Below are 20,999 nucleotides of genomic sequence, written 5' to 3' on the forward strand. Positions count from 1 at the left end.
TCTGGATTCGGCGCTGCCAAAGGCCGTCAGGCGAAGATCGACGGCATTTCGGCGGCCAGTTCATGGATGGTCTTGAGGACTTCCCGCAGGTGATGGCGCATCGCGGCCTCGGCACGGTCCGGATCGTGGGCCTCGATGGCCCGGAAGATCTCGGTGTGCTGCTCGGTCAAGAGCAGCAGATGCGGCTTGTTGGGCAAGCTCAGGAAGCGGACGCGATCCATCTGCCCCTTGACGCTCTGGATGAGCCGCCAGGCCCGCGGCATGGCGATGCCGTCGCTGATGGCGCGGTGGAAGGCCTCGTCGAGCGGCAGGTACTCTTCCGGCTCGCCGGCGACCGCCGCCTGCTGCTGGCGCTTGAGCAGGGCCGACATCTCCCGCAGGAGCTTCGGCGACGGCGCCTCCGCCGCCCGCCGGGCCACCGCCGCCTCCAGCGCCTCGCGCAGGAACTGGGCCTCGAGCACCTCCGACGTCCGGATCGGCGAGACGAAGGTGCCGCGCTGGGGGAAGACGTCGACCAGCGCTTCGTCGGCGAGGCGGATCAGCGCCTCGCGCACCGGCGTACGGCTGATCCCCAGCCTGAGCGACAATTCCTTTTCGCTCAGCGCCTCGTTGGGCTTGAGGGCCAGGCTGAGGATCATCCGCTTGAGGAGCACATAGACCTGGGCGCCGATCGGCTGTTTGGGGTCGATTCCCATGTCGGCTGCGGGGGGCAAGGTCATGATCTCCAGTTGCATGCTACCATGTCACATTCGGGTTGCTCCCGTCCAGCATCCCGGGTGCGGAAGGGCACGGTGGTTAGGCAACTCTGCCGCTGCGGAAGGCCTCGATGGTCTGCATGACGCCGCGCAGCTCGGCGAGCCCCTTGAGGCGGCCGACGAAGGAATAGCCCGGGTTCATCGTCTTGCCGATATCGTCGCCCATGAGGTGGCCGTGGTCGGGGCGGAACGGGATCTCGGCGTCGGCGCGGCCGACCGAGCGGCGCCGGTCCTCCTCGGCCATCATCGCCGCCGCCACGCCGATCAGGTCGGTGTCGCCGCCGAGGTGATCGGCCTCGTAGAACGAGCCGTCCGCCTCGTGGGTGGTGTTCCTGAGATGGACGAAATGGATGCGCGGCGCGAATTCCCTGGCCATGGCGACGAGGTCGTTCTTCGGGTTGGAGCCGAAGGAGCCGGTGCACAGCGTCAGGCCGCAGGCCTCCTCAGGCACGGCCTCGAACATCGTCCTCACGTCGTCGGCCGTCGACATGACGCGCGGCAGGCCGAAGATCGGGAAGGACGGATCGTCGGCGTGGATGCAGAGGCGCGCCCCTTCCTCCTCGGCAACCGGGGTGATTTCCTTGAGGAAATCGACGAGGTTGGCCCGGAGATCCTCGACGCCGATCTTCGCGTAGACTTCGAGCATGTCGCGGAAGGTCTCGCGGGTATAGGCGAAGTCGCGCGCCGGCAGCCAGTCGATCAGCACCCGTTCGAGCTCGGCGATCTCCGCCTCGCTCTTGGCGGCGATCCGCGCGGCGGCGGCCTCGACCAGTTCCGGCGCGTAGCTCGCCTCGGCCCCCTTGCGCTTCAGCACGAAGATGTCGTAGGTGGCGAAGTCGACGCTGTCGAAACGTAGCGCGTAGGCGCCGTTCGGCAGCTTGTACATCAGATTGGTGCGGCTCCAGTCGGTGATGACCATGAAGTTGTAGCAGATGGTCTTCACGCCGGCCCGGGCGACATTGCGGATCGACTGCTTGTAGTTGTCGATCTTCTCGCGATAGTTGCCGGTGCGGGTCTTGATCTCCTCGCCGACGCCGATGCTTTCCACGACCGACCAGACGAGGCCGGCCGCTTCGACCTCGGCCTTGCGCTTGAGGACCTCGTCGGAGGTCCACACCTGCCCCTGGTTCATGTGGTGGAGCGCGGTGACGATGCCGGTGGCACCGGCTTGGCGGGCCTGCGTCAGCGTCACGGGATCGTCGGGGCCGAACCAGCGCCAGGTCTGTTCCATTGTGTTTGTCCTTTCGAATGCGGGCAATCGGGAATGTCGGCCGATCAGGCGGCGACGAAGGCGGCGAGGGTGGCGCGGACGCCGCGGCTAAGCAGGCTGTCGAGATGTTCGACGACGGCGGCGCGGAAGGCGGCGTTGCCGGCCACTTCGGCAGGGAAGATTTCGCTGACGGCAAGGAGCGCGCCGGCGAGCTGTTCGGCGCTGCCGGCGTTGGCCCGGGCGAGAGAGGTCAAGCGGTCGGCCATCGGGTCGGCGACCTTCCACGTCCGCCCCTTGCCGTCGTCTTCGAGGAGGAAGGCCATCCAGGCGGCGACGGTGAGGGGCACCACCTTGACCTCTTGGCCGGCGGCGATGCGCTCGGCGGCCGGCTCCAGCAGGCGCGGCCCGAGCTTCTGCGAGCCGTCCGAGGAGATCTGGATGGTCAGGTGGCGGATTTCCGGGTTGCGGTAGCGCGCCTCGAGGTCGTGGGTGTAGGCGACGACGTCGGTGTCGGGCACCGGCGGCACGGTGGCGATGATGTCCTTGTCCCAGAGCTTGCGGATCACCTGCGGCAGATGGGGATCGGCCATGGCGTCGGCTATCGTCTCGATGCCGGCGAGCACCGACAGGTAGGCCAGCGTCGAATGGCTGCCGTTGAGGCACCTGAGCTTCATGGTCTCGAAGGGAACGACGTCGTCGGTGAGGGTGGCGCCGACCGTCTCCCAGGCGGGACGGCCGTTCGGGAAGTTGTCCTCGATCGCCCACTGGCGGAAGGGCTCGGACACCACCGGCCAGGCGTCGGCGACGCCGAGGCCGTTGAGGACCGCCGCCCGTTCGGCGTCCCTGGTGGCCGGGGTGATGCGGTCGACCATCGAGCAGGGGAAGGCGATGTTGCCGGCGATCCATGCGCCGAGTTCGGGATCGCGGAGCTCGGCGAAGCGGGTGACGACCCGGCTGGCGACGACGCCGTTCTGGGCGAGGTTGTCGCAGGAGAGCACGGTGAAGGGTTTGACGCCGGCGGCCCGGCGGCGGCGGATCGCCTCGACGACGAGGCCGGGCAGCGTCTTCGGCGCCTCGGGGGCGGCGAGGTCGGCGATCACCGCCGGATGGGCCTCGTTGAGGCGGCCGGTCGCCGGATCGTGGCAGTAGCCCTTCTCGGTGACGGTGATGGTGACGACGCGGATCTCCGGCCGGCACATTACCGCGAGCACCTCCTCAAGCTGGTCCGAGGTGGCCATGACGTCGAGGAAGGAACCGACCACCCGGAGGCGATCGACCCCGTCGACCCGGTTGATCAGGGTATAGAGACAGTCCTGCGGCTTCAGCGCCGCGCGGATATCCGGCGACATCAGGTCGACGCCGACGATGCCCCAATCCGTGGCGCCGGCGGCGAGGACGTCGTCGGTGTAGACGCCGAGATGGCCGCGGCAGAAGGCGCCGAGACCGAGGTGGACGATACCGGCGGCGACGGCGCGGCGATCGTAGGCCGGACGGGCGACGGCGGCGGGAAGGCCGGCGAGGACGCGCTCGGAGAGGCGGGGGGCGGTGCCGTCGGTGGCGGAGCCTTGCGAAAGGTCGGACATGGTTGGCTCGTTGTTTCCTGCCATTGTTGCGATGGTCGGGGTGGCCTGCCGGTCACAGGCGATAGGCTTCCTTCGCCAGGCGGTAGGTGAGGTCGTAGGCGACCTCGTGCGCCTCGTCGCGTTCGAGCCGGTGCTCGGCGACGAGGCGGGCGAGGAAGCCGCAGTCGATGCGGCGGGCGACGTCGTGGCGAGCCGGAATCGACAGGAAGGCGCGGGTGTCGTCGTTGAAGCCGACGGTATTGTAGAAGCCGGCGGTCTCGGTCACCTGCTCGCGGTAGCGGCGCATGCCCTCCGGGCTGTCGTGGAACCACCAGGCCGGCCCGAGCTTCAGCGCCGGATAGTGACCGGCGAGCGGCGCCAGCTCGCGCGCATAGGCGGTCTCGTCGAGGGTGAAGACGATGATGGTGAGATCGCGGTGGTTGCCGAAGCGGTTGAGCAGCGGCTTGAGCTCGTCGACGTAGCCGGTCGGACCGGGGATGTCGCAGCCCTTGTCCTTGCCGAAGGCGGCATAGAGAGGGGCGTTGTGGTCGCGTCGCGAGCCGGGATGGATCTGTAGGACGAGGCCGTCGACCGTGCTCATCTTGGCCATCTCGGTCAGCATCTGCGCCCGGAACAGCTCGGCGTCCCCGGCCGTGGCCTCGCCGCGGCGGACGCGGCGGAACAGCGCTTCGGCATCCTCGCCGGAAAGGTCGGCGGTCTGCGCGGTGGGATGGCCGTGATCGGTCGAGGTGCAGCCGCCGACCTCGATGAAATAGCGCCGGCGGTCGGCGAGCGCGGCGAGGTAGCCGTCCCAGCGGCCGGTATCCCGGCCGGTCAGCCGGCCGAGTTCGTCGACGTTACCGGCAAAGCCCGGGAAGGCCGGATCGACCACCGGATCGGGGCGGAAGGCGGTGACGACCCGGCCCTTCCAGCCGCTTTCCCGGATCTTGCGGTGGCGGCGGAGGTCGTCGAGCGGGCTTTCGGTGGTGGCGATGACCTCGATGTTGAAGCGCTCGAAGAGTTCGCGCGGCCGGAATTCCGGCTTCGCAAGGTCGGCGGCAATCTTGTCGAAGATGCGGTCGGCGCTCGCCGCCGTCAGCCGCTCCTCGATGCCGAAAACATGGAAGAAGGCATGGGTCAGCCACATGGAGGACGGCGTGCCGCGAAAAAGGTGGAAGTTCTCCGCGAGAATCCGCCAGATCTTGCGCTTGTCGGTCTCGACCGGGCCGCCGTCGAGCCGTGGCACTCCCAGCGCCTCCAGCGGGATGCCGTGCGAATGGAGCATGCGGTGAACGTAATGATCGGGGATGACGAACAGCGTCGCCGGGTCGGGGAAGGGGGTGTTTTCCGCGTACCAGGACGGATCGGTGTGTCCGTGCGGGCTGACGATCGGCAACCCGCCGACCGCCGCGTACAGCTCGCGGGCGATGGCGCGCGTCTCCGGATCGGCCGGAAACAGGCGGTCGGGATGGGGCATGAAGCGGCTGGCGGCTTCGGACATCTGCGGAGCTCTCCCATGGGCTGCCGGGATCGGTCGCCAGGCCGGGGGCGACGAGGATCGGTCTTTCAAAACAAAGGCTCCCCCACGCGTTCCGAAGGACGACGCCGGTTGGTTCCGGAAAGCGATTGACCGGAAACGTCTGGAGCAGATCGGGTGGGGAGGGCGGCCCGGTTCAACTGGCTGGCCGCCGCGTCTCGATGGTCAGGTGTCGGTCGGGTTCAAGGCGTTCTCCTCCGGCCGGGCTGCGATTTTTCGTCGCCGCTCCGGCATATTCGGCGGCCGCCGGAGCCGGATCGCCCTGTCGAACGCCGGATTGAAACCTACACCAAACTTTTCCGGTTGCCAATGCCATTCTAGACGACTACCATACTAGTTGTCTGAAAGACGCTGCGCGAGGAGCAGTGCGTCAGCACAATAGTGGAGGACACCATGGGATTCATGTCGCGGTCCGCGAGGGCGGCCGTCTGCGGCCTCGTCCTGGCGACGGTCACTGGTGGCAGCGTCTTCGCTGCCGACTACACGCTCAACATCAATACGGCGCTCACCACCTCGGATCCGCTCTACAAGGGCCTCGAGGATCTCAAGAAAAACGTCGAGGCCCGCTCGGAAGGCAAGCTCGCCATCCGCCTGTTCCCCGGCTCCCAGCTCGGCAAGGACGAGGACGTGCTCGAGCAGGCGCGTGCCGGCGCCGGCAACGCCGTGGTGGTCGACGGCGGCCGCCTCGCGGTGTTCGTCAACGACTTCGGCGTTCTCTCGGGTCCTTACCTCGCCTCGGGCTACGAGGGCATCCGCAAGGTGGTGACATCGCCGCTGATGGACGAATGGGCCAAGAAGCTGCATGACGGTGCCCAACTGCAAATCCTGTCGTTCAACTGGTGGCAGGGCGAGCGCCATCTGCTGACCAACAAGCCGATCAAGGTGCCGGCCGATCTCTCGGGCATCCGCATGCGCACGCCCGGCGCGCCGGTGTGGACCGAAACCGTCAAGGCCATGGGCGCGACCCCGGCCCCGATGGCCTGGGCCGACGTCTATTCGGCGCTGCAGACCCAGGTGATCGACGCCGTCGAGGCGCAGGATCCCGCCTCCTACGGCTCGCGCCTCTATGAGGTGACCAAGTATCTGACCAAGACCGGCCACTTCAACCTGATCACCGGCCTCGTCACCTCGGCCGCCTGGTTCGACGCGCTGCCGCCCGACCTTCAGATCATCCTCAAGGAAGAGTCGCTGAAATCCGGCGACGTGGCGTCGCATGGCACCGAAGCGGCGCTTGCCGATATCGAAGCCAAGATGACCGCCGCCGGCATGACCATCGACGAGATCGACACCACGCCGTTCAAGGAAGCGACCGCCGGCGTCTACGAGAAGCTCGGCTACAGTGACCTCAAGAAGCAGGTCGACGCGATTCTCGCGCAATAACAAGAACCAAGACACTGGAGCCTGCGCTATGTCATCTCAGATCATGCGCGTGGAGTCCGTCGTCGCCCGAGTCCTGCTCGCGGCCATGGTCGGTCTCGTTTTCACTGCCGGCGTCATGCGCTGGTTTGGGTACCCACTCGTATGGTCCATGGACGTAGCGCAGTTGCTCTTCGTCTGGGCCTCGTTCATCGGCGCCGACATGGCGATGCGACGGCGCGGCCTCATCGCCGTGGACCTGTTCGTCCGCTGGATTCCGCCCCGCTATCGCATCTTTCTCGATATCGCGACCGGATTGGTGATCCTCGCCTTCCTTCTGACGCTGTCCTATCTCGGCTACAAGCTGGTCATGCTCAATCTCGAACGGCAGTTCGGCGACAGCGGCATCAGCTATGCCTACGTCACCGCCGCCGTTCCCATCGGCTGCCTGCTGCTGGCCATCACGCTCGCCGGTCAGCTTCTCGAAGCGCTGCGCAGCGCGACAAGCCGTCCGATCCTGGTCTTTACGCCCATCCGGACCAAGGAAGAGGCGCTGGCAGCCGTTGGGGAGAGCGAACTATGACCGGTGAAATGCTGCTTCTGGTCGGCCTGTTCTTCGGCCTTTTGATCGTCGGGGCGCCGGTGGCCTTCGCCATCGGCATCTCCGGCTTTTCCTTCTTCGCCATCTCCGCGGTGATGCCGTCGTCGATCGGCGTGCAGCAGGTGGCGTCGGCCTCGCAGAGCTTCCCGCTCCTGGCGGTGCCCTTCTTCGTGCTGGCCGGGCACATGATGAACAAGACCGGCATCACCAGCCGCCTGATCCGCTGTTCGGAGGTGCTGGTATCCTGGATGTCGGGCGGCATGGCGCAGGTCTGCATCGTGTTGTCGACGCTGATGGGCGGCGTCTCCGGCTCCGCCGTCGCCGATGCCGCCATGGAGGCGCGCATCCTCGGCCCGGATCTGGTGCGCAACGGCTATTCCAAGGGCTTCACCGCCGCCACCATCGCGGTGGGCTCATTGATCACCGCTACCATTCCGCCGAGCCTCGGGCTGATCCTCTACGGCTTCGTCGGCAACGTCTCCATCGGCCGCCTGTTCCTGGCCGGCATTGTTCCCGGCCTTCTGATGATGGCCGGCCTGATGCTGACGGTGTGGATCGTGTCGCGCCGTCGCGGCTATCGCTCGGCGACGGCTACCAAGCCGAGCTGGAAAGCGGTCGGCAGTGCGGTGTGGCACGCCAAGTGGGCGCTGTTCTTCCCGGTGGCCCTGCTGATTTCCATCCGCAGCGGCGTGTTCACGCCGTCCGAAGTCGGCGCCTTCGCCGTCGTCTACGCGGTGGTGGTCGGCGTATTCCTGCATCGCGAGCTCACCTGGCACGACGCCATGGAGGCGCTGCTGCACGGGGTGATCGACAACGGCCTCATCGTGCTGATCATCATGTTCTCGGGCATGGTCGGCTACGCGATCATCTTCGATCAGGCGCCGCAGGCCATCGCCGGGGGCATGCTCGGGCTCACCCAGAATCCGACGGTGATCCTGTTCCTGATCGTCGTGTTCCTGTTGATTGCCGGCTGCTTCATCGAGGCGACGGTTCTGGTGCTGCTGCTGACGCCGATCTTCCTGCCGATCGTGCTGCAGCTCGGCGTCGATCCGGTGCATTTCGGCATCGTCATGATGACCATGGTCACCTTCGGCGGCATGACGCCGCCGGTCGGCGTCGCCATGTTCACCGTCTGCGGCCTTCTGGACTGCTCGATCGACGAGTATCTCGTCGAGGCGCTGCCGCATATTGCGACGATCCTGATCCTCGTGGCGATCCTGATCCTGTTCCCGCAGATCTCGCTGTTCCTGCCCAATCTCCTGATGTGAAATCCGCAAGGCACGACGGCCCCCGGCTTGCTTGCGGGGGCCGTCGCCGGCCGGCCATAGAGGCGAGAAGTGCTCCAAAGGTGTTTATGCCCGCCGGCGGGGATAATCGGCACCATTTCAGCCGTCCGTCCGACAGTCGCTAGTTCCACCCAAACCCACAGCGAGCGCATTTCGACTGACCCCGGCCGGCGGCCGCCTCACGTGTCCAGAGGTAGTCGTAGCGAACGACGAGGCCGGGCTTTGGGGCGGGAAGCGCCACGTCGTTCGCCTTACCTCAGCAGATCGTCGAGGGCCGCGTGCTCCGTGTCCATCTCGGCCCGTTCCACCGCGTCGATAACGACATCGGCGGCATCGGCCGTGCGCTGGGTTCGCTGCGCGGCAGCTTTCAGCCAGTCGTAATGATCGGCCGACATCAGCACGAACTCGCGGCGCCCGTGCCGGGTGATCTCCACCGGCTCGCGCTGTGCCTGATGCTGAAACTCGCCGAAGTTACGTTGAAATTCGAGGGAACCGACACGAGGCATGACAGACGTTCTATGTGCGAAGATATCCGCCGCCTGCGCGTCCTCCACCAATGGAGCCACTGTCTGCGACCGTGCAATGGTCTTGACAAGATCCAGCAACTTGCGCCGCAGACCTGCATTGTTTATTTCAGCGAAGGCTTGATTTAGCTGAACCATGTCACGGGTTGCAGGAGAGATACCCGGAAGGTTGACGAAATCGCCATTCGGCTCATCCCCCTTAGGGTCTGGAACCCCATCGAACAAGCTGCGTACGTCGATCTGCAGCGCAAAGGCGATTTCCACGAGCATACTGGCGGAGACCCGGTTTCGGCCGTTCTCATATTTTTGAACTTGCTGAAACGTCACTCCGATGCGCTTTCCGAGCTCGTCCTGGGAGAGCTTTGCCATTTGACGTCGGATCCTGATCGTTCTGCCGACTGCAACATCCACCTTGTGGGGCGCTTGAATCATTTCCATCTCCCGCAAAAGCCCCTTACGCTCGCCAACATTGTCGTGGCCTGCCAGCATCAGTCTTTCACGGCGCGACGTCCTGGTCGCAAATTGGCGGGGCGAGCCTCCCCTTCTGCCGGCTCCTCAAACAGCTCGGCGATAGGGACGCCAAGAGCCTGGGCGATCCTGCCGACAGAATCGATGCCGGGATTGATCCGCTTGCGCTCGATCTGTGAGATTGCGACCCGCTCGAGGCCGGACTCGAAGGACAATCGCTCCTGCGATAACCCTTTCAGGCCGCGCTGTTTTTTCACATTCCAAGCCAATAGATCACGTGGTGACATCATGTACGCACATGAACATTGGGTAGTCAATTAAATAACTGGTGATTCTATACGGAAATATCTAAAATCACATGGCGGTGGTGGCATCGGCAAAGTCGGTGTGGTGGGATTCCGCGACCCCGCCTGAAGAGGGATGCTGATCTGTTAGCCCTTCGTTTGTCTGGTCGATCCCATAGCGCTTGGCCAAGGCCATAGGCCCTCTTGACTATGTTGTATCGCTCGAGGGACTGCCTCTGTCGTCGTGGTGCTGCTGTGTAGAGCCTAGCCCGTAGTGCTTCCTTCCATTCACTGGAAAGAATTGCACCATCAAAACCCGAGCAAACACTTTAGGCCTTCTCGAAGGCATCCCTCACCAGACGGTTTCCCGAGTTTTGCTGCCTGTCATAGTCGGCGACTACGGTTTCAAACAGCCGCACCAGGTCGGGATCGAGTTTGCTCCCGGCCATGGACCGGAGAATAGCGTAGGCTTCCTCCGGCGACTTCGGTGCCTTGTAGGCGCGCTTCTCGACGAGGGCGGCGAAGATGTCGCAGATGGTTAGGATGCGCGTTGGATCGTCGATGCGCCGCGCCTTGATGCCGCGGGGATAGCCGGAACCGTCTAGATATTCATGGTGGTCGCGAGCGAGGCGAGCAATCTCGTCGGCTGTCCGCTCGTCACGGATCAGGATCTCGTAGCCGCGCAGCGCGTGGCTCTTCATGACGTTCCATTCTTCGCCGACCAATCGCCCGGGTTTGTCGAGGATCTCAAGCGGAATGGTCGCCTTGCCCACGTCATGAAAAAAAGCGGCATCGAACAAGCGGCTGGTGTCCTGTTCATTGAAACGGAGGCTCCGCGCGAAGGCGAGCGTGAAGCCGGAAACCAGCGAGCAGTGCTGGCCGGTGCCGTCGTGGTAGTTTCGAAATAAGTCGAGCCAGACCGACATCGGCGACATGCCGATGAGATCATTCATCTCGCGACGTTGGCTTTCCACCTCCTCCGGCTTGGCGACCGCTCCGCCGTCGCGTATCTGGCGGAAAAAGGACAGCACGCCCGTTTCGATGGAGGTCGCCTTCGCGCTCTGGAGCGCATGCTGTTTCGAAGCCCGATACACGACATCGGGGTTCATTTGGGTGATCAGATAGATCAGGTTCTCGATTGTCGGCGTGGTGGCGGTATTGATGTATTTGAAACCCGCACTGTCGAGAGCCGCGAATTCCGTCTGCCGAAGCCCTGGAATGAAGATGATGGTATGATCCCGAACTTGTTCGCAGAGGGTTGGCAGCCGACGTTGCCCGCCGTTTATATGGCCCAGATTGCTGCCTATGACGAGAATGTCTTGCTTGCCAATACATCCAAGGCAATCCATGCCAAGTGATCTGGGACTTGCCTTGAAGCCGCGAAGTCGCAGCTCATGACAAACTTGCTGGGCTTCCTGCATATCATCGGAAGCAATGTGAACAATTGTCGGCTGGGTGTGCATTTGGGCGCCAAAGCGATAATTGGGTTCCTATTACCCCTGGTAATTCTCCGAATAGTATTAAGTGAATACCGAAATATTAACATCGTGCATGAATTCCGCCGCAATAGGTATTTTTACAATTCGAAATTATACTATCGAATCGGGCATGAAGGCTGAATTGCGAGATTTCTTAGGGTTGGAACCCTGATTGCCTGGCCGCAGGAGATGCGGTGCACGGAAAAGCCAATTCATCAAACCTGTGGGAACGGAACATGCACGGGCTGACGCGGGTCAGTCGCGCCGGGCGATGGCGGAGCGGTTCAAGGTTGCCCCTTCGACGGCCGTGCGGATCCAGCAACGCTATCGGACGACCGCTTCCGTCGCGCCGTCCTGACAGGCCGTCGCCGAGCGAGGCGCCTGGTTTTTGTTCCTGCCGAAATACTCGCCGGATTTAAGAAATGGCCCGGCCGCGTCGCTGTGAAGGCAAGCGCCCGCTTCAGCAACACGCCTTCGGGGGGGGGCTCGACGATCAGCTAGGTGCCGGCATCCCATTCCCGCCGCTGGTGGATCGCCTATCGCCTTCGGTAGGATGACCTGTCCTTTGGTCGAAACAGTCTAGGCACGCCAGAAGCGTGCACCTTCAACCAATATGAGGCGCAAAGCGACCGTCCACCTTTCGGCAAGCCTGCCTCATCTACTAAAGGCACGCGTTCGCTTGATTATCGTTCAGTTCGTCTAGAACTCGCTCGGCATGTACGCCCTCGCAGAGCTTGCGCTTGGGTGGCGGTCTTCATCAGTGATTCTTCTCGTCGTCGTCACGCAGAAGCGCAGTGAGATCGGTCCGCAGGCGGTCGGCGGAGCCGGCGGCCAGCCTGCTCTCGATGTCGACGTGCGTCTTCGTCCAGATCGGGACGGCGCGGGCGAGCAGGGCGCAACCTTTTTCCGTCAGTACGAGGCGGCGGGCGCGCCGGTCCTCGTTGTCAGGCCGCACCTCGATCAGTTCATCGCGTTCGAGCGGCTTCAGGTTCGCGGTCAGCGTGGTGCGGTCCATTGCGAGAAGCTCGGCCACTGATCCAAGCGTCGGCGGCTGTGGACGGTTGAGGGACATTAGAAGCGAGAACTGGCCGCTTTTCAGCCCGAGCGGACGAAGCGCCTCGTCGAAGCGGCGCGCCAGCAGGCGGGCGGCTCGCTGCGTGTGCAGGCACAAGCAGTGATCGCGCACGAAGAGCGTCGTTTCGAACGGTACGAATTCGTCATTCGATGTGTTGATGGACATGGAGCATGTATGTTGATATCAACCTTATAGGTCAAGTCAGGTGAACAACGGAGGGAGGACATGCTCAGGGATAGAAATTCCTCGGCCATCGTCGCCGTTTCGAACATCGGGCGCGCCCGGCGTTTCTATGCGGATGTGCTGGGACTCGACCTCGTCGAGGAGGGCATGGACGGCGTGATGGTGTTTCGCACCGGCGCCACGCAACTGGTGGTCTACCGCTCCGACTCGGCCGGCACGAACCGCGCCAACGCGGTAGTCTGGGATGCCGGGGGCGAGATCGATGCGATCGTGACCGACCTTGCCGCGAAGGGCGTCGTCTTCGAGCACTATCCCGAGATCGGCGCGTTCCGCGACAACATTCATCATGCCGACGGCATGAAGCTCGCCTGGTTCAGGGATCCGGATGGCAACATTCTTCACATCAACCAGATGGCGGACGCCTGACGGCCCTTAAGGGAGGAGCGGTTTCATGAATGCTGTCGCCTTCGATAAAGAGCCGGTCTCCATCACCGCCTCTGACTGGGTTCCGGACTTCGCGCAGGGCATGGTTCGCGACCTTCGGCTGCGCTGGGCGCTCGAGGAAGCGGGCCTGCCTTACGAGGTCGAGCTGGTGCCGCAAGGCACGCAGGCCCGGGCGCACAACCTGTCCCGCCAGCCCTTCGGCCAGATCCCGACGCTGACGGCCGGCCCGGAGACCATGTTCGAGTCCGGCGCTTGCGTGTGGCGCATTGCCGGGGCGAGCGAGTCCCTTTCGCCCGGAGACGAAGCCGGGCGCGACCGGTGCCTGTCCTGGGTGTTCGCCGCGCTGAACACCGTGGAGCCGCCGCTGAGCATGATGGCGACGCTTTTCTTTTTCGAGACGCAGCCGGAGCAGTTCGGCATCGCCGATGCCGGCGCGGTGGCGACGATCAAGCCCGGTGCGCGGGCCGCGGCTCTCCTGCGGTTGAAGCAGCTCGCCGATGTGCTCGGAAAGCGCCGGCATCTCGTTGCGGACCGCTTCACGATCGCGGACTTGATGATGGTGACGGTGCTGCGTGTCGCCGACAGCCTCGACCTGCTTGCCGAGCTGCCGGATCTTCGCCGGTACGTCTCGCTGCATACCGCCCGGCCTGCCTTTCGCAAGGCGCTGGAGGGGCAACTGGCTCCGTTCCGGGAGAACGCGGCGAAATACGAGACGGCGGGTTGACGTGAACCTTCGGAATTCCCGTTCGAGAAACTCCCAAGGAGATTTCCCATGTCCTTCATCGAAGGCTTCGTGACCGCCATTCCCGCTGCCAAGCGCGAAATTTTTCTCGATCACGCGAGGAAGGCCGCCCACGTCTTCCAGGGTTTCGGCGCCAGCCGCATCGTGGATGCCTGGGGCGATGACGTGCCTAAGGGCGAGACGACGGATTTCTACCGTGCCGTCGAGGCGAGAGGGGACGAGGCGGTTGGCTTCGGCTGGATCGAATATGCCGATCGGGCAACGCGCGACGCCGCCTCCGGGAAGATGGCGAGCGACACCGGCGCGGCCGAGATCGGCGAGATGCCGTTCGATGGGCAACGCATGATCTTCGCCGGCTTCGAGCCGGTCGTCGATCGGGGCGAGGGCGGCAAGGCCGGCTATCTGGAAGGCTTCGTCGGCGCGGTGCCGACGGCGAACCGGGAGAAGTTCATCGAACACGCGGCCAGGGCTGCGCCGCTGTTCCTGCGCGCGGGTGCGCTGCGCGTGGTCGAGTGCTGGGGCGTGGACGTGCCGAAAGGCAAGGTGACGGATTTCTACCGCGCGGTGAAGGCCCGGGACGATGAGACCGTCATCTTCTCGTGGGTGGAATGGCCGGACAGGGCGACCCGCGCCGCGGCACAGGAAAGGCTCTTCGCCGAGATGGAAGGGCATATGAAGGACAATCCGATGCCCTTCGACGCGAGCCGGATGATCTTCGGCGGCTTCGAGATCCTCAACGACGCCAAGGGATGAGACGATGACGAACCGGCAGGGAATTCCGATCTGGTACAAACTTATCTCGGCGGATGCCGCTGCGGCCGAGTGCTTCTACGGCAGCGTGCTCGGCTGGCGCTTCGAGCGCACGCCGGCGGCGCCGGACATGGACCATCGCATTGCAAGCGCCAACGGCACCGGCGTCGCCGGCCTGATGCAGCAGCCCGAGGGGCAGGAAATGCCGCTGCGCTGGCTGGTCTATTTCGGCGTCGAGGACGTCGACCGCAGCGTTCGGCACGCCGAACAGGCAGGCGCCTCCGTCCACGTGCCGCCGACCGATATTCCCGGGGTGGGCCGCTTCGCCTTCCTCGCCGATCCGCAGGGCGCGCTCTTCTATCTGATGCGCGGTGCGAGCGAAGAGGACAGCAAGGCCTTCCGGTGCGGCGGGAACGTGCCAGAGGGCCATGCGGTCTGGAACGAACTCGCCGCCCCCGACCCGGACGCGGCGATCGCCTTCTACGGCGCGCTTCTCGGCCTGCGCAAGGAGGGCGGAATGTCGATGGGCGAACTCGGCGACTACAGCTTCATCCATGCCGGGCCGGACTGCATCGGCGCCGTCATGGGCGAGGGGCCGGACGGCCGTCCGGGCTGGCAGGTCTATTTCTCGGTCAACGACATCGACAAGGCCGTGGACCGGCTTGGTCAGGCTGGCGGGCGGGTCGTATGGGGCCCGGCCGAGATTCCGGGCAATTGCTTCGCGCTCGTCGCCGAGGACGATCAGGAGGCGCGCTTCGGCCTCGTCGGACCGCAGACGCGCTGATGTCGCCGGCATGGGCTGCAATCGAAAGGACGAGCAATGACGGTTGCCAAGAACACCATCTGCATCTGGTACGACAAGGACGCCGAGGCCGCGGCCCGCTTCTATGCCGAGGTCTTCCCCGACAGCGCGGTGAAAGCCGTCCGCCGTGCTCCGAGCGACTACCCGTCCGGCAAGGCGGGCGACGTGCTGACGGTCGAGTTCACCGTCGCCGGCATCCCCTGCATCGGCCTCAATGGCGGGACGGCGTTCAAGCAAAGCGAAGCCTTCTCGTTCCAGATCGCCACCGACGACCAGGAGGAAACCGATCGCTACTGGAACGCCATCGTCGGCAATGGCGGGCAGGAAAGCCAGTGTGGCTGGTGCAAGGACAGATGGGGCGTCAACTGGCAGATCACGCCACGCGTGCTGAGCGAGGCAATGGCGGCCGGCGGCGCTGAAGCGAAACGCGCGTTCGAGGCGATGATGCAGATGAAGAAGATCGACGTCGCCGCGATCGAAGCGGCGCGACGCGGCTAATAAGGCCGCGCATCCCGGGCTTCATATGGCATGCGCAGCTTTCGCGGCCACCGCAAGCCCTCCAATTCGGACCATAGGCGCCTTGTCGTGGCCCGGCGGAAGCCATCAGGACATTCAGAGACTTAGCTATAAGGGTGCTAAGGTCGGTGCAATTTCCACCGTACACCTCGCTCTCATCGCGTGGTGTCGTGCCTGCCGGTTCCGTCGATTACCTGCCGCGCAAGCACGGTGACGACTGCCTGCAGGAACTTAGGTGGCTCTATGACAGGCGCGATCTTACCGAGACAAAAGCCGATCTCGCCGCCTGGCTCGCCAAATGGTCGGGCAAGTATCCGCGCCTGACAGGCTGGGCTGAGGAAACCATAGAACAGACACTCACCTTCTTCTGCCTGCCGCGCCAGCACCACAAGCATCTGACGTCCACCAACATGCTCGAACGCCTCAACGAGGAAATCCGCCGCCGAAACTACGTCGTGCGTATCTTCCCAAACACCGAGAGCGGCCTGCGCCTCGTCAGGGCACTCGCCGTCGAAACCCATGAAAACTGGATGGAGGCCATCCGATAGATCAACATGGACGACCTCAAAGAGCACAAGAAGCTCGAACTGCGAAGGCCAGCGGAAAGGCGTGAAAAACAGGCCGCTACCGAGCAGCTCAACTGTTTGAAGATGCGACGTGCATGGACGTCGGACGCTTGGCTTGGCCGGTGGCCGGAGTCAAACGGTCTGACATTCGACTTTACGTGCGCTGCTCCTGCGAACGGCAGGTTTCGGAACATCACAATAGGTAATTAGTCGCCTTCAACGGGGGCGGCTGCAGAACGGCGGCTATCTGCACAGCGGCCGCCAAAACCGGCCAGTCCGCTTCCGGCCCCGTTGCCGCCGGGCTGCAATCTGACCTTGTCCCGGACCCATTACCCGGGGCCGATTTTGCCGATGTTCTTGCCGTTGGTTCAAGAATTAGGGATGTGGCCTCAGGAAGGGTTTGTCCACGCCTGATCTTGGTCCTTCAAAGGGAAGTATGACCTGTTAAGCCATCAAGGTGTCATTTGCCATCTTGATGGCTTAAAATTTCGGACCTATCTTTGTGCTGGAGAAAAGGAGCCTGTCATGGCTGAGCCCCAGCTTTCCGTCCGTAGTGCGAAAGCGCGCGATCTCGCCCACCGTCTCGCTCGGCGTCAGAAGCGCTCGATCGCCGATGTTGTTGAGCGCGCGCTGGAAGCCTATGAGATCCGCGAGGTGGGGCGCGAGCCGGCCTCTTCGTTTTATGTGCGCTTGTCGGCGACCTATGGCACCGACGTTGATCTCGAGGCCGTCATCCGCGAGGAGCGACACGCCCACTTAGGCCCAGAGCTGTGATCTTCCTTGATACCAACGTGATATCGGAGACCTTGCGAAAATCGCCAGCCCCCGCGGTGATCGCTTGGTTAGTTCGTCATGACGCCGAATTGGCCTTGCCGACCGTGACCATTGCCGAGATCGCTTTCGGCATCGCCAAGATTCGACCCGATCAGCGAGCGGCGCGACTGGAGCAGGGGCTTACCGATTGGCGCCATCGTTTTGCCGATCGGATCTTTGGACTGACGGAAGAGGCCGCCTTGGCCTATGGCGAGATCATGGGTGCGGCATCTCGGCAAGGCTTGGGCATGTCGGCGCCGGACGGTATGATCGCTGCAATCACCCGGGTCAATGGCGGACGCCTTGCCACCCGCAACCTGACAGACTTCAGCGCCACAGGCCTCGAGTTGATTTCCCCTTGGGATTTCTGACCGGTGTGGGACAGACGCGCAGATCTGGGAGATCTGTGGATTGGCGTGGAACGAGGGATGCCGGTCGTCTTTTTTGCAAGGCTTTCCTTGCGTAATAGCAGGGTCAAATCTCAGCCGACAATGAATGTCGGCCTCGTAGGTTGCGCGCCCCCGCAACCAAATCGAACCGAAGACCCCAGCAAAATCAAAGATTTGCTGGGGTCTTGTTTTATAACGATTGTCCTGAGCCAAGAAAATCAATTAGTTAGCATCGAACCAATCCATCGCCGCAACGGGTATATGAGCGGACGGCCCTGATAGGGCCAGTCTGGATCCTCTACCGATCGGACTCCCATAGGGACAAAACCTGGCTATTGGCGTCATTGACGACTGCGCGAGCGGACAGTCTGGATCAAAGCTCCACTCTTATGCGATGGCAGCATGTCGCGCCGCGAACGCTCCCTAATCCCCCAGCACGAAACCGAGTTCGCGGTCGTCGATCAGCGGGTCGGGGACACACTCTTTCGCCAACCGCTCTGCGTCGTCGATCCAGATGGTCTGGCCGTCGATGCGAATGCCGTGCTTCTCGAGGCTCGCAAGAACGCGCGAAAAGGACTCGCGGGTAATGCCGAGTTCCGAGGCGATGAGGTTCTTCTCGTAAGGAAGGACCGCCTTCTCGGGCGTTCCCTGACGCTCCGACAGCGTCAGCAAATAGCAGCCGATTCGCTGAACCGCCGAGCGTAGCTTGAGATTCTTGATCTGCCTTACCATGCGACGAAACTGGGTGGACAGGCTGCCGATCAGCGAGTTGGCCAGCGATAGATCGGACGCGACCAGATCGCGGAAGGTGCGGGCCTGAATGAGCAGGAAGGTCGACGGCTCGGGCACCCGGGCGCGCATCAGGTAGGGTGCTCCGGTGACGACGGCGGCCGGAATGATCAGATCGGGCGGCGACACGACCTCGACCAGAACCTCGCGCCCGCTGGTCGAGCGACCGAACAACTGCACCGAACCCGACATGACGACGATCTGGAAATTCGGCGTGTCGCCCTGCTCGAACAGCACGGTGCCGGCCGGCACCGTGTGGAGCATGGTGTTTTCCATGATCCGGCGACGGTGGTCATCGGACAGGCCGCATAGGATTGGCAGTTCCTCGGGTGTCGTTACGGCAGGCGACGAACTTTCCATTTTCTGTGCTCTAGTCCTAAAGGTTGACGGCAATCGCGTTCGTATGTGATGTATATCACGTCAATGGTTGCTCTACATCAACGTCCGGCGCAGCCAGTTCGGCCAAGGTCACGACGGGTAGGGCAAACTAGCCCGTCACCTTATTAGCGCCTAGGTCGTCGGAGAACTATGATGAAGGTCGCAGGGCAGGAAGGTGCTGCGCGCGCGCTTGGCATGAGCACCGTCGCGTTCACGGTGTGCTTCGCCGTTTGGACAATCTTTGCCATCATCGGCATTCGGCTGCGAGAGGAGCTGCAGCTGTCAGAAGTCCAGTTCGGACTTCTGGTCGGTACGCCGATCCTCACGGGATCGCTTATCCGCATCGTGCTCGGGATATGGACCGACCTCTACGGCGGCCGGTTGGTGTTCACGCTCAACATGCTGGCGGCGGCCGCCGCCACATTCCTGCTTGCCTATGCCGACACCTACCCGACCGTTCTTCTTGCGGCCCTCGGCGTCGGCGTCGCCGGCGGTTCCTTCTCGGTAGGCGTCGCCTACGTTTCGCGCTTTTTCCCGCCCGAGCGGCAGGGCATCGCTCTCGGGGTCTTCGGAGCCGGCAACGTCGGCGCCGCTGTCACCAAGCTTCTAGCCCCTTTCGTGCTCGTCGCTTTCGGTTGGCAGGCGGTGGCCGAAGTGTGGGCCGTGGCGCTGGCGCTGATGGCAGTCATCTTCTGGGTCACGACCAAGGATGATCCGGTCATCCGGGAGCGTCGGTTGACCGGCGCCCGTCCAAAGAGCGCGCTCCTGGAGTTGGCACCGCTCCGCAACGTGCAGGTCTGGCGCTTCTCGCTCTATTATTTCTTCGTTTTCGGCGCCTTCGTGGCCCTGTCGCTGTGGCTGCCGCAGTATCTGGTGCGCGTCTACGATCTCGATATCGAAACAGCCGGCGTCATCGCCGCCTGCTTCTCGATCCCGGCCAGCCTGTTCCGCGCCTACGGCGGCCATCTGTCCGATACCTACGGCGCCCGCCGCGTGCTCTACTGGACTTTCCTCGTCTCGGTCGTCGCCACCTTCGTCCTGTCCTATCCGGCCGCCGACTATGTGATCCACGGCGCCCGTGGCGACATCCGGTTCCATCTCGGGATGGGGCTCGTCGGCTTCACGGTGACCGTCTTCGTCCTCGGCTTCTTCATGGCCCTCGGCAAGGCCGCGGTCTACAAGCACATTCCGGTCTACTATCCCGCTCACGTCGGCGCGGTCGGCGGTCTCGTCGGCATGATCGGTGGCCTCGGCGGCTTCGTTTTGCCGATCCTGTTCGGCGTGCTGCTCGACCTCACCGGCCTCTGGACGTCCTGCTTCATGGCGCTGTTCGTCATCGTCGCGGTGTCGCTCACCTGGATGCATGTCGCCGTCCGCCAGATGGAGCGGGCCGCCGCCGGTCCCGCGCTCGCCGCGCTGCCGCCGTTCCCCGAAATGCTGGACATGCCCCGACCCATCGTGGCGGCTGCCCCCGGCAAGGCCGTGCTCACCGACTGGCGGCCCGAGGACAAGACCTTCTGGAACGCGACCGGACGCCGCATCGCCCAGCGGAATCTCTGGCTGTCGATTCCCTCGCTCCTGCTCAGCTTCGCCATCTGGCAGGTCTGGTCGGTGGTGGTCAGCAAGCTGCCGCTCGTCGGATTCAATCTCACCACCGACCAGCTGTTTTGGCTGGCGGCGCTGCCCGGCCTTTCCGGGGCGACCTTGCGCATCTTCTATTCCTTCATGGTACCGGTGTTCGGCGGCCGCCTCTGGACGACGCTGACCACCTGGTCGCTGGTCATCCCGGCCGTGGGCATCGGTTACGCCGTGCAGAACCCCGAGACGCCCTATGCGGTGATGCTCATCCTGGCGCTGTGCTGCGGCTTCGGCGGCGGCAACTTCGCATCCTCCATGGCCAACATCTCCTTCTTCTTCCCACGGGCGGAGAAGGGCAACGCGCTGGCGCTCAACGCCGGTCTCGGCAATCTCGGCGTTTCCGTCGTTCAATTCGTCGTTCCGTTGGTCATCACCATGGGGCTGTTCGGCAAGCTCGGCGGCGAGCCGGTCATGGTTGCCGATCCCTCCGGCCCGGCGCCGCTGTGGCTGCAGAACGCCGGCTTCTTCTTCGTGCCCTTCATCGTCCTGTCCGCCTTCGCCTCATGGTTCGGGATGAACGACATTGCGTCGGCCAAGGCGTCCTTCTCCGAGCAGGCGGTGATTTTCGAACGTCGGCACAACTGGATCATGTGCTGGCTCTACACGGGCACCTTCGGCTCGTTCATCGGCTATTCCGCCGGCTTCCCGCTGCTCTCCAAGATGCTGTTCCCCGACGTCAACGCGCTGGCCTACGCCTTCCTCGGCCCGCTCGTCGGCGCACTCGCCCGTTCGGGGACTGGCTGGCTGGCCGACCGGCAGGGCGGCGCCCGCGTCACCGTCTGGGTGTTCGCGCTGATGATGGCCGGAACGGCCGGCGTCCTCTGGTTCATCGGCATCAAGGATCAGCCGGGGG

20 protein-coding genes and 3 pseudogenes are annotated in these 20,999 nt (G+C 63.8%); 12 read left to right on the forward strand and 11 right to left on the reverse strand.

Annotation, left to right across the window (positions count from 1 at the left end; translation table 11 throughout):
• Window positions 1-26: 26 nt before the first annotated feature.
• The 4 genes from CJ014_RS25550 to uxaC form a co-directional block, all read right to left on the reverse strand.
• Complete coding sequence (locus CJ014_RS25550) at window positions 27-719, reverse strand: GntR family transcriptional regulator (RefSeq protein WP_100083352.1); 693 nt, start codon at window positions 717-719, stop codon at window positions 27-29.
• 76 nt (window positions 720-795) lie between these two features.
• Entirely contained in the window at window positions 796-1,986 is a 1,191-nt protein-coding gene (uxuA, locus tag CJ014_RS25555) for a mannonate dehydratase (protein WP_100083338.1), read from the reverse strand.
• A 44-nt stretch (window positions 1,987-2,030) separates the two neighbouring features.
• Window positions 2,031-3,548 (reverse strand): mannitol dehydrogenase family protein, encoded by a 1,518-nt coding sequence (locus CJ014_RS25560; protein ID WP_100083339.1) that lies wholly within the window; start codon window positions 3,546-3,548, stop codon window positions 2,031-2,033.
• A gap of 52 nt (window positions 3,549-3,600) precedes the next feature.
• Window positions 3,601-5,028: a glucuronate isomerase gene (gene uxaC, locus CJ014_RS25565; RefSeq protein ID WP_245427668.1), complete on the reverse strand. Its 1,428-nt coding sequence runs from the start codon at window positions 5,026-5,028 to the stop codon at window positions 3,601-3,603.
• A 438-nt stretch (window positions 5,029-5,466) separates the two neighbouring features.
• Here uxaC and CJ014_RS25570 point away from each other — a divergent pair, with 438 nt between their 5' ends.
• Genes CJ014_RS25570 through CJ014_RS25580 form a run of 3 tightly spaced genes read left to right on the forward strand, consistent with a single transcriptional unit; the run spans window position 5,467 to window position 8,289 of the window.
• Window positions 5,467-6,444, forward strand: a complete 978-nt coding sequence (locus CJ014_RS25570; RefSeq protein WP_245427670.1) for a C4-dicarboxylate TRAP transporter substrate-binding protein — start codon at window positions 5,467-5,469, stop codon at window positions 6,442-6,444.
• A 28-nt stretch (window positions 6,445-6,472) separates the two neighbouring features.
• Window positions 6,473-7,003 carry a TRAP transporter small permease gene (locus CJ014_RS25575; protein WP_100083341.1) on the forward strand — a complete coding sequence of 177 codons (531 nt, stop codon included), beginning with the start codon at window positions 6,473-6,475 and terminating at the stop codon, window positions 7,001-7,003.
• Window positions 7,000-8,289: a TRAP transporter large permease gene (locus tag CJ014_RS25580; RefSeq protein ID WP_245427673.1), complete on the forward strand. Its 1,290-nt coding sequence runs from the start codon at window positions 7,000-7,002 to the stop codon at window positions 8,287-8,289. The genes CJ014_RS25575 and CJ014_RS25580 overlap by 4 nt, the downstream gene beginning before the upstream one ends.
• A 269-nt stretch (window positions 8,290-8,558) precedes the next feature.
• Here CJ014_RS25580 and CJ014_RS25585 read toward each other — a convergent pair whose 3' ends face one another.
• The 6 genes and pseudogenes from CJ014_RS25585 to CJ014_RS25605 form a co-directional block, all read right to left on the reverse strand.
• Window positions 8,559-8,813 (reverse strand): type II toxin-antitoxin system prevent-host-death family antitoxin, encoded by a 255-nt coding sequence (locus CJ014_RS25585; protein ID WP_100083355.1) that lies wholly within the window; start codon window positions 8,811-8,813, stop codon window positions 8,559-8,561.
• 24 nt (window positions 8,814-8,837) lie between these two features.
• Window positions 8,838-9,263, reverse strand: a pseudogene (locus tag CJ014_RS25590) (helix-turn-helix domain-containing protein); the annotation flags it as partial.
• Between the two features lie 56 nt (window positions 9,264-9,319).
• A complete protein-coding gene (locus tag CJ014_RS25595; RefSeq protein WP_245427676.1) occupies window positions 9,320-9,556 on the reverse strand; it encodes a helix-turn-helix domain-containing protein in 237 nt (78 codons plus the stop codon).
• Window positions 9,557-9,749: 193 nt separating this feature from the next.
• Window positions 9,750-9,844: pseudogene (locus CJ014_RS28420) on the reverse strand (IS481 family transposase); the annotation flags it as partial.
• Between the two features lie 68 nt (window positions 9,845-9,912).
• A complete protein-coding gene (locus CJ014_RS25600; protein ID WP_100083342.1) occupies window positions 9,913-11,046 on the reverse strand; it encodes an HD-GYP domain-containing protein in 1,134 nt (377 codons plus the stop codon).
• Between the two features lie 772 nt (window positions 11,047-11,818).
• Window positions 11,819-12,301 (reverse strand): MarR family winged helix-turn-helix transcriptional regulator, encoded by a 483-nt coding sequence (locus CJ014_RS25605; protein WP_100083343.1) that lies wholly within the window; start codon window positions 12,299-12,301, stop codon window positions 11,819-11,821.
• Window positions 12,302-12,361: 60 nt separating this feature from the next.
• Between CJ014_RS25605 and CJ014_RS25610 the strand changes: the two genes are divergently transcribed.
• The 8 genes and pseudogenes from CJ014_RS25610 to CJ014_RS25645 all read left to right on the forward strand — a co-directional run bounded on the left by CJ014_RS25610 (window position 12,362) and on the right by CJ014_RS25645 (window position 17,323).
• A complete protein-coding gene (locus CJ014_RS25610) occupies window positions 12,362-12,745 on the forward strand; it encodes a VOC family protein (protein ID WP_100083344.1) in 384 nt (127 codons plus the stop codon).
• Window positions 12,746-12,770: 25 nt separating this feature from the next.
• Complete coding sequence (locus CJ014_RS25615; protein ID WP_100083345.1) at window positions 12,771-13,487, forward strand: glutathione S-transferase family protein; 717 nt, start codon at window positions 12,771-12,773, stop codon at window positions 13,485-13,487.
• A gap of 48 nt (window positions 13,488-13,535) precedes the next feature.
• Window positions 13,536-14,258 carry a DUF1428 domain-containing protein gene (locus tag CJ014_RS25620; RefSeq protein ID WP_100083346.1) on the forward strand — a complete coding sequence of 241 codons (723 nt, stop codon included), beginning with the start codon at window positions 13,536-13,538 and terminating at the stop codon, window positions 14,256-14,258.
• Between the two features lie 4 nt (window positions 14,259-14,262).
• A complete protein-coding gene (locus CJ014_RS25625; protein WP_100083347.1) occupies window positions 14,263-15,039 on the forward strand; it encodes a VOC family protein in 777 nt (258 codons plus the stop codon).
• 36 nt (window positions 15,040-15,075) lie between these two features.
• Window positions 15,076-15,555, forward strand: a complete 480-nt coding sequence (locus CJ014_RS25630; RefSeq protein ID WP_100083348.1) for a VOC family protein — start codon at window positions 15,076-15,078, stop codon at window positions 15,553-15,555.
• Between the two features lie 200 nt (window positions 15,556-15,755).
• A pseudogene (locus CJ014_RS25635) lies at window positions 15,756-16,121 on the forward strand (transposase); the annotation flags it as partial.
• A 543-nt stretch (window positions 16,122-16,664) separates the two neighbouring features.
• Complete coding sequence (locus CJ014_RS25640) at window positions 16,665-16,913, forward strand: type II toxin-antitoxin system VapB family antitoxin (RefSeq protein ID WP_100083349.1); 249 nt, start codon at window positions 16,665-16,667, stop codon at window positions 16,911-16,913.
• A complete protein-coding gene (locus tag CJ014_RS25645) occupies window positions 16,910-17,323 on the forward strand; it encodes a type II toxin-antitoxin system VapC family toxin (protein WP_100083350.1) in 414 nt (137 codons plus the stop codon). Before CJ014_RS25640 ends, CJ014_RS25645 begins: the two co-directional genes overlap by 4 nt.
• A 441-nt stretch (window positions 17,324-17,764) precedes the next feature.
• On the opposite strand, the gene CJ014_RS25650 is transcribed toward CJ014_RS25645, so the two are convergent.
• A complete protein-coding gene (locus tag CJ014_RS25650) occupies window positions 17,765-18,394 on the reverse strand; it encodes a cyclic nucleotide-binding domain-containing protein (protein WP_245427679.1) in 630 nt (209 codons plus the stop codon).
• A 264-nt stretch (window positions 18,395-18,658) separates the two neighbouring features.
• Between CJ014_RS25650 and CJ014_RS25655 the strand changes: the two genes are divergently transcribed.
• Window positions 18,659-20,999 (forward strand): nitrate/nitrite transporter (locus tag CJ014_RS25655; RefSeq protein ID WP_100083357.1); only part of this gene is annotated, 2,341 nt, incomplete at its 3' end.

The organism is Pleomorphomonas carboxyditropha, from assembly GCF_002770725.1.
Lineage (GTDB): Bacteria > Pseudomonadota > Alphaproteobacteria > Rhizobiales > Pleomorphomonadaceae > Pleomorphomonas > Pleomorphomonas carboxyditropha.

Bases quoted from the DNA above. Each gene is read 5' to 3' on its own strand.
- CJ014_RS25550 (WP_100083352.1), bottom strand. From the start codon at position 719: ATGACCTTGCCCCCCGCAGCCGACATGGGAATCGACCCCAAACAGCCG.
- CJ014_RS25630 (WP_100083348.1), top strand. From the start codon at position 15,076: ATGACGGTTGCCAAGAACACCATCTGCATCTGGTACGACAAGGACGCC.
- CJ014_RS25620 (WP_100083346.1), top strand. From the start codon at position 13,536: ATGTCCTTCATCGAAGGCTTCGTGACCGCCATTCCCGCTGCCAAGCGC.
- uxuA (WP_100083338.1), bottom strand. From the start codon at position 1,986: ATGGAACAGACCTGGCGCTGGTTCGGCCCCGACGATCCCGTGACGCTG.
- CJ014_RS25650 (WP_245427679.1), bottom strand. From the start codon at position 18,394: ATGCTCCACACGGTGCCGGCCGGCACCGTGCTGTTCGAGCAGGGCGAC.
- CJ014_RS25585 (WP_100083355.1), bottom strand. From the start codon at position 8,813: ATGCCTCGTGTCGGTTCCCTCGAATTTCAACGTAACTTCGGCGAGTTT.
- CJ014_RS25560 (WP_100083339.1), bottom strand. From the start codon at position 3,548: ATGTCCGACCTTTCGCAAGGCTCCGCCACCGACGGCACCGCCCCCCGC.
- CJ014_RS25570 (WP_245427670.1), top strand. From the start codon at position 5,467: ATGTCGCGGTCCGCGAGGGCGGCCGTCTGCGGCCTCGTCCTGGCGACG.
- uxaC (WP_245427668.1), bottom strand. From the start codon at position 5,028: ATGTCCGAAGCCGCCAGCCGCTTCATGCCCCATCCCGACCGCCTGTTT.
- CJ014_RS25575 (WP_100083341.1), top strand. From the start codon at position 6,473: ATGTCATCTCAGATCATGCGCGTGGAGTCCGTCGTCGCCCGAGTCCTG.
- CJ014_RS25615 (WP_100083345.1), top strand. From the start codon at position 12,771: ATGAATGCTGTCGCCTTCGATAAAGAGCCGGTCTCCATCACCGCCTCT.
- CJ014_RS25605 (WP_100083343.1), bottom strand. From the start codon at position 12,301: ATGTCCATCAACACATCGAATGACGAATTCGTACCGTTCGAAACGACG.
- CJ014_RS25640 (WP_100083349.1), top strand. From the start codon at position 16,665: ATGGCTGAGCCCCAGCTTTCCGTCCGTAGTGCGAAAGCGCGCGATCTC.
- CJ014_RS25610 (WP_100083344.1), top strand. From the start codon at position 12,362: ATGCTCAGGGATAGAAATTCCTCGGCCATCGTCGCCGTTTCGAACATC.
- CJ014_RS25625 (WP_100083347.1), top strand. From the start codon at position 14,263: ATGACGAACCGGCAGGGAATTCCGATCTGGTACAAACTTATCTCGGCG.
- CJ014_RS25580 (WP_245427673.1), top strand. From the start codon at position 7,000: ATGACCGGTGAAATGCTGCTTCTGGTCGGCCTGTTCTTCGGCCTTTTG.
- CJ014_RS25600 (WP_100083342.1), bottom strand. From the start codon at position 11,046: ATGCACACCCAGCCGACAATTGTTCACATTGCTTCCGATGATATGCAG.